Below are 5,463 nucleotides of genomic sequence, written 5' to 3' on the forward strand. Positions count from 1 at the left end.
CCGCCGCCGCACACCCTGCACGCGGTGTCGGCCGCCGGCGCGGCGGGTGCCGCCGGGGTGCCCCTGACAGTGGTCCCCGGCTCGGTCCGCCCGGTCACCGCCACCGCCGCCGCCACCGCGCCCCCCGCCGGCCACCCGTGGACCACCGCTCCCGCCCCCGGGCTCGCCCCGGCCGCGCAGTCCGCCGCCGCCCCGCTGCCGACCCCCACCGCCTCGCCGGCCGGCCTGCCCGCGCTGCCCGTCCCCGAGCGGTGGGGTCCGGGCACCGCACCCACCGTGGATCCCCGCGTGGCGCGCGAGCTCAAGCGCCAGGTGGCCACCGAACTCCACCAGCAGCTCAGCAAGCTGACGACCAGTCAGGGCTCCGACGTGGACCGGGCGACCCGGCGCCAGCGCGGCCGGGCGCTGATCGAGGAGGCGGTGGCCCGTTGGTCCGACGGCTACGCCCAGGCGCACGGCGTGCCGCCGACCCGCGAGCACGACCGGGCGCTCGCCGAGGCGGTCTTCGACCTGCTCTTCCGGGCCGGCCGGCTGCAGCCCTACCTGGACGACCCGGAGATCGAGAACATCCTGATCAACGGCTGTGACGACGTCTGGATCTCCCGGGTCCACCAACCCCTGCGCCAGGTCCCGCCGGTGGCGGACAGCGACGCCGAACTGATCGAGCTGCTCCAGGACCTGGCCCGGCAGCACGGCGGCGGCGAGCGCAGCCTGAGCACCTCGAGCCCGACGCTGGCGCTGCGCCTGGAGGGCGGCATGCGCCTGCAGGCGATGACCGAGGTGACCCCGCGCCCGTACGTGGCGATCCGCCGCCACCGGGTGGCCTCCGCGACGTTGGCCGACATGGTGGCGCTCGGCACCGTGGACTCCACCCTGGCCGCCTTCCTGGCCTCGGCGATCCGGGCCCGGAAGAACGTGATGATCACCGGGACCCAGGGCGTCGGCAAGACCAGCCTGCTGCGCGCGATGGCCGCCGAGATCCCGCCGGACGAGCGGATCGGCACCCTGGAGTCGGAGTTCGAGCTCTGGCTGCACACCCTGGGCCACCTGCGCCAGGTGGTGCCGATGGAGGCCCGGGAGGGCAACGGCGAGCGGGTGGACGGCAAGCCGGCCGGCGAACTGACGATCGGTGAACTCATCCCGGCCGCACTGCGGATGACGCTCTCCCGGATCATCGTCGGCGAGGTCCGCTCCGGCGAGGTGGTCCCGATGCTGCGGGTGATGACCAACGGCGAGGGCGGCTCGATGTGCACGCTGCACGCCCGCGGCCCGCAGATGGTGGTGGACCGGATCGCCGAACTCTGCCTGGAGTACGGCTCGCACATGACCGACAGCCTGGCCTACCGGCTGACCGCCAACGCGCTCGACCTGATCGTGCACGTCGCGATGGTGGACGAGACCGCGGTCGGCGGCCGGCGGCACCGGTTCGTCTCGCACGTCATGGAGGTCACCGGCCTGGGCGAGCACGGCCGCCCGGCGCTCAACACCGTCTTCGGCCCGCGCCCCGACCTGGGCGAGCCGCGCGCGGTCCCGCACACCCCGCCGAGCTGCCTGGACGACCTGCGCCGGGCCGGCTTCGACGCCGGGCTGCTCCAGTCCGCGTACGGGAGTTGGAGCCAGCCGCTGGCGCTGCGGATCGGGGGGCAGCGCTGATGCTGCTCTTCACGCTCTGCGGGGTGCTGCTGGCCGCCGGCCTGGTGGTGCTGGTCGCGGGCCTGGCCGGCCTCGGCCCGGGCGGTCGGGAACGCGCCGCCGCCGGGCCGCTGGCCACCCGCGCCCACGTCCTCTGGTACGGCGCGCCCGGCGCCCCGGCGCCCGGGGTGCTGCGGCTGCGCCGGATCCAGCTCGCGCTCACCCTGCTGCTGGCCCCGCTCACCTGGCTGTTCAGCGGGATCGCGCTGACCGTGCTGCTGGTGCCGCTGGTGATCTTCGGCTTCCCCTGGCTCTTCGGCGTCACCCGCGCCGACACCCGGCACATCGTCCGGCTGGAGGCGCTGGCCGACTGGACCCAGCGGCTCTCCGACGTGCTGCTGCTGGGCACCGGCCTGAACCAGGCGCTGCTGACCAGCCGGCGGACCGCACCGGCCGCGCTGCGCCCCGAGATCGAGGAGCTGGCGGCCCGGCTGCAGGCGCGCTGGTCGGCGGAGGACGCGCTGCGCGCCTTCGCCGACAGCCTGGCGGACGCCACCGCCGACAAGGTGCTGGCCGCCCTGCTGCTGCGGGCCGGCGACAGCGGTCCCGGGCTCAGCCGGGCGCTGTCCGACCTGGCCGACTCGGTCCGCGAGGAGGTGCGCCAGCGCCGCGGGATCGAGGCCGACCGGGCCAAGCACCGGACCACGGTCCGCTGGCTGGTCGTCATCATCTTCGGCGTGGTCCTGGTCGGCTCCTTCAACGAGCGCTACACCGAGCCCTACCGCAGCGTGCAGGGCCAGGTGGTGCTGGCGGTGCTCACCGCGCTCTTCGTCGCGGTGATCGCCTGGATGCGCTCGCTGGCCGCGCACAAGCCGCCGGCCCGGCTGTTGGAGCCGGACCGGCGCAGCAAGGCCGGCGGCCTGCCCGAACCGGCGGCGGACCCGTCGGACCCGGCCGGCTCGGCCGGCCCGACCGTCGGCGGCCCGCGCGGCCGGCACGCCGCACCGACCACCGCCGGCGGCACCGAGCCGCCGCTGCTCAAGGAGCCCCGATGATCTCCCCGTGGGCGGTGCTGGCGGGCGGCGCCGCAGCCGCCGGCCTCGCCCTGCTGATCGCCGAACTCCGGCCCGCGCCGCCCGACCTGGGACAGGCGCTGGAGCGGCTGCACCGCGCCCCGGCGGACCGGCGCGAGGAGGCCGCCGACGCCGAGGAGCGCTGGTACGACCGGCTCGGCGCCCGCTCGCTCGGCTGGGCCGGCGCCCGGCTGCCGACCCGGTCGCTGGCGCTGATCGGGCGCACCCCGGCCCGGTTCATGGCGCACAAGCTGCTCTTCGCGCTGATCGGGCTGGTGCTGCCGGCCTACCTGTCGGCGATGGCCGAGATCGCCGGGTTCGGCCTGCCGGTGGCGCTGCCCGCGCTGCTCGGGCTCGGCCTGGCGGCGGGCGGCTGGCTGCTGCCCGACGCGATCGTGCAGAGCGAGGCCAGGGAGGCCCGCACCGAGTACCTGCACGGCATCGCCGCCTACCTCGAACTCGTCGCGCTGGAGCGGGCGGCCGACCACGGTCCGGCCGAGGCGATGCGGCGGGCGGCCGCGGTCGGGCGGGGCACCGTCTTCCGCCGGATCCGCGACGCGCTGGAGCGGGCCGCCACCGACCGGCAGCCGCCGTGGGACGGGTTGGAGGCGCTGGCCGCCGAACTGGGCCTGACCGCCCTGCAGGACGTGGCCGACATCATGCGGCTCTCCGGCACCGACGGCGCCGCCGTCTACGACACCCTGCGGGCCCGGTCCAAGGGCCTGCGCGACGAACTGCTGGCCGCCGAACTGGCCGAGGCCGGCACCACCAGCGAGCAGATGGTGGCGCCCGGCGCGGCGCTCACCCTGCTGATGACCGTCCTGATCGTCTACCCGGCGCTGTACCAGATGCTCCATGCGTTCTGAATGCCCGTCCGGCCCACCGGACTTCCGTCCCCCGAGGAGTGCGAACCATGAAGAACCTGCGCACACTGCTGCAGTTGCTCCTACTGCCACTGCTGGCGACACTGCAGTTCGGCGGCCTGTTGCTGCGCGTCCACAGCGGTCGGGCCAAGGCGGCCCGGGCGGCCGGCGACCGCGGCGCGCTGAGCATCGAGATGGCGCTGATCGTGATCGTCGTGGTGGCGATCGCGGGCGCGATCCTGGCCGCCGTGAACTCGCTGGGCAACAACGTCAAGGGGAAGATCCCCAGCACCCTGCCCAGCAGCCTGCCCGGAAACTGAACCGGGCGTTCTGGCACGCGACCTGCGGCCACCGGGACGGCGAGCGCGGAGCACTCTCCCTCAGCTTCGCGATCGTCTTCCCGGTGATCGTGCTGCTGATCCTGCTGGTGGTCCAGGTCGGGCTGCTCTGGTACTCGGAGAGCCTGGCGCTGGCCGCCGCGCGCGAAGGGGCGGACGCCGGGCGCTCGTACACCGGCGGCGACGACGCGGCCCGGCAACGGGCGGCCGGCTTCCTGTCGCCGTACCGCGGGCTGCTCGGCACCCCGCAGGTGGCGCTGAGCCACCCCGACGCCCGGACGATCAGCGTGACCGTGCAGTTCACCCCGCTCTACGTGCTGCCGGGCCTGGACCGGTGGACGGTCGCCCGCACCGTGCAGGAGCCGATGGAACGGGTCGTGGGGCCGTGAGACGGGGCGACGGGACGGACCGGACGGACCGGACCGACCGGACGGACCGGACCGGCGGGACGGACGGGCCGCAGGCGCCGGACGGGCCGGACGGCGGCGACCGGGGCAGCCTGGCGATCGAGGCGGCGATCCTGGTCCCGGCCATCATGCTGCTGTTCAGCCTGGTGATGATCATCGGTCAGCTGGAGAGCGCCGAGGGCAGCGTCCAGGAGGCCGCCCGGGTCGGCGCGCGCACCGCCTCGATCGGCTGGGACCCGAACGGCTACCAGGGGACCGTGGAACACGCGGTGACGCAGTCGCTGGCGCAGAGCGGCACCGTCTGCCGCGACCTCACGGTGACGGCGGAGGCGCCGTCGCTGGCCGGCACGGACGGTCGGCAGTTGCCGCCGGGCCCGTTGCCGCCGGGACTGCCGGGGCTGAAAGTGGTGAGAGTCAGGGTGAGTTGCAAGCCTGTCGTGAATGATCTGTTCGTGACCTGGGTACCGGGCGGGATGACGCTGAGTTCGTCCTTCGAGTCGGTCATCGACGAGTACCGGTAGCGGGTCGCACATGGCTCAGACCAGGCCCTGGGGAGGGGACGTGAGGGTCCGTCGGGGTGGCCGTGACCACGGCACCATCTCGATCTTCGTCGCGCTCAGCGTCAGCTCGGTGCTGCTCTTCACCGGCATCGTGCTGGACTGCGGCGGCCGGCTGAACGCGCTGGAACGGGTGGACGCGCTGGCGGAGGAGGCGGCCCGGGTCGCCGGGCAGCAGATCGACCGCACCGCGATGCTCGAGAACCGGGGCCTGCTGATCGACACCAAGGCCGGCTACCAGGCCGCCAACGTCTACCTGCAGCCCTACGGCCTCACCGCCGAGCCGCCGGACCCGGCCAACCCGCCACCGGCCGACGCCGCCAGCATCACCGTGGTGGTCACCACCGACTACCGCACCACGATGCTCGGCCTCTTCGACACACCCACCCTGCCCGTGAGGGGCATCGGCACCGCCACCCCGGTGGCCGGCAACCAGAAAGCGGGAGGCGCCTGATGGCCGCGCCACGAGCCAAGGTCCAAGCCCGCCCGGCGGGTTCCGGGGCCACCGGAGAACCGGCAGCCGGACGACCGGCGGCGGGCCGGCCCGCCGCCGGCAGCGGCCGGATCCGGCCCGCCGGCCGGCCGCCGCGGCG

General features: G+C 75.0%; 7 protein-coding genes. All 7 read left to right on the forward strand.

The features are described from left to right. Positions 1 to 69: 69 nt before the first annotated feature. Positions 70 to 1,653, forward strand: coding sequence for a CpaF family protein (locus ACQRUO_RS38335; RefSeq protein WP_428320812.1), 1,584 nt, complete (start codon positions 70 to 72; stop codon positions 1,651 to 1,653). Beyond that, positions 1,653 to 2,687, forward strand: coding sequence for a type II secretion system F family protein (locus ACQRUO_RS38340; RefSeq protein WP_428320808.1), 1,035 nt, complete (start codon positions 1,653 to 1,655; stop codon positions 2,685 to 2,687). Before ACQRUO_RS38335 ends, ACQRUO_RS38340 begins: the two co-directional genes overlap by 1 nt. Continuing rightward, complete coding sequence (locus ACQRUO_RS38345) at positions 2,684 to 3,571, forward strand: type II secretion system F family protein (RefSeq protein WP_428320809.1); 888 nt, start codon at positions 2,684 to 2,686, stop codon at positions 3,569 to 3,571. The genes ACQRUO_RS38340 and ACQRUO_RS38345 overlap by 4 nt, the downstream gene beginning before the upstream one ends. Positions 3,572 to 3,618: 47 nt before the next feature. Beyond that, a complete protein-coding gene (locus ACQRUO_RS38350) occupies positions 3,619 to 3,888 on the forward strand; it encodes a hypothetical protein (RefSeq protein ID WP_428320814.1) in 270 nt (89 codons plus the stop codon). Positions 3,889 to 3,959: 71 nt separating this feature from the next. Then, positions 3,960 to 4,295, forward strand: coding sequence for a TadE/TadG family type IV pilus assembly protein (locus ACQRUO_RS38355; protein WP_428320813.1), 336 nt, complete (start codon positions 3,960 to 3,962; stop codon positions 4,293 to 4,295). After that, positions 4,292 to 4,834, forward strand: a complete 543-nt coding sequence (locus ACQRUO_RS38360) for a TadE/TadG family type IV pilus assembly protein (protein ID WP_428320810.1) — start codon at positions 4,292 to 4,294, stop codon at positions 4,832 to 4,834. The genes ACQRUO_RS38355 and ACQRUO_RS38360 overlap by 4 nt, the downstream gene beginning before the upstream one ends. 40 nt (positions 4,835 to 4,874) lie before the next feature. Beyond that, positions 4,875 to 5,324, forward strand: coding sequence for a hypothetical protein (locus tag ACQRUO_RS38365; protein WP_428320811.1), 450 nt, complete (start codon positions 4,875 to 4,877; stop codon positions 5,322 to 5,324). Positions 5,325 to 5,463 lie beyond the last annotated feature (139 nt).

It is taken from the genome of Kitasatospora sp. LaBMicrA B282 (genome assembly GCF_050325825.1).
Taxonomy (GTDB): domain Bacteria; phylum Actinomycetota; class Actinomycetes; order Streptomycetales; family Streptomycetaceae; genus Kitasatospora.

What these genes read in the sequence shown, in the direction of transcription:
- ACQRUO_RS38340 (WP_428320808.1), top strand. Translation starts at nt 1,653, where the DNA reads ATGCTGCTCTTCACGCTCTGCGGGGTGCTGCTGGCCGCCGGCCTGGTG.
- ACQRUO_RS38350 (WP_428320814.1), top strand. Translation starts at nt 3,619, where the DNA reads ATGAAGAACCTGCGCACACTGCTGCAGTTGCTCCTACTGCCACTGCTG.
- ACQRUO_RS38345 (WP_428320809.1), top strand. Translation starts at nt 2,684, where the DNA reads ATGATCTCCCCGTGGGCGGTGCTGGCGGGCGGCGCCGCAGCCGCCGGC.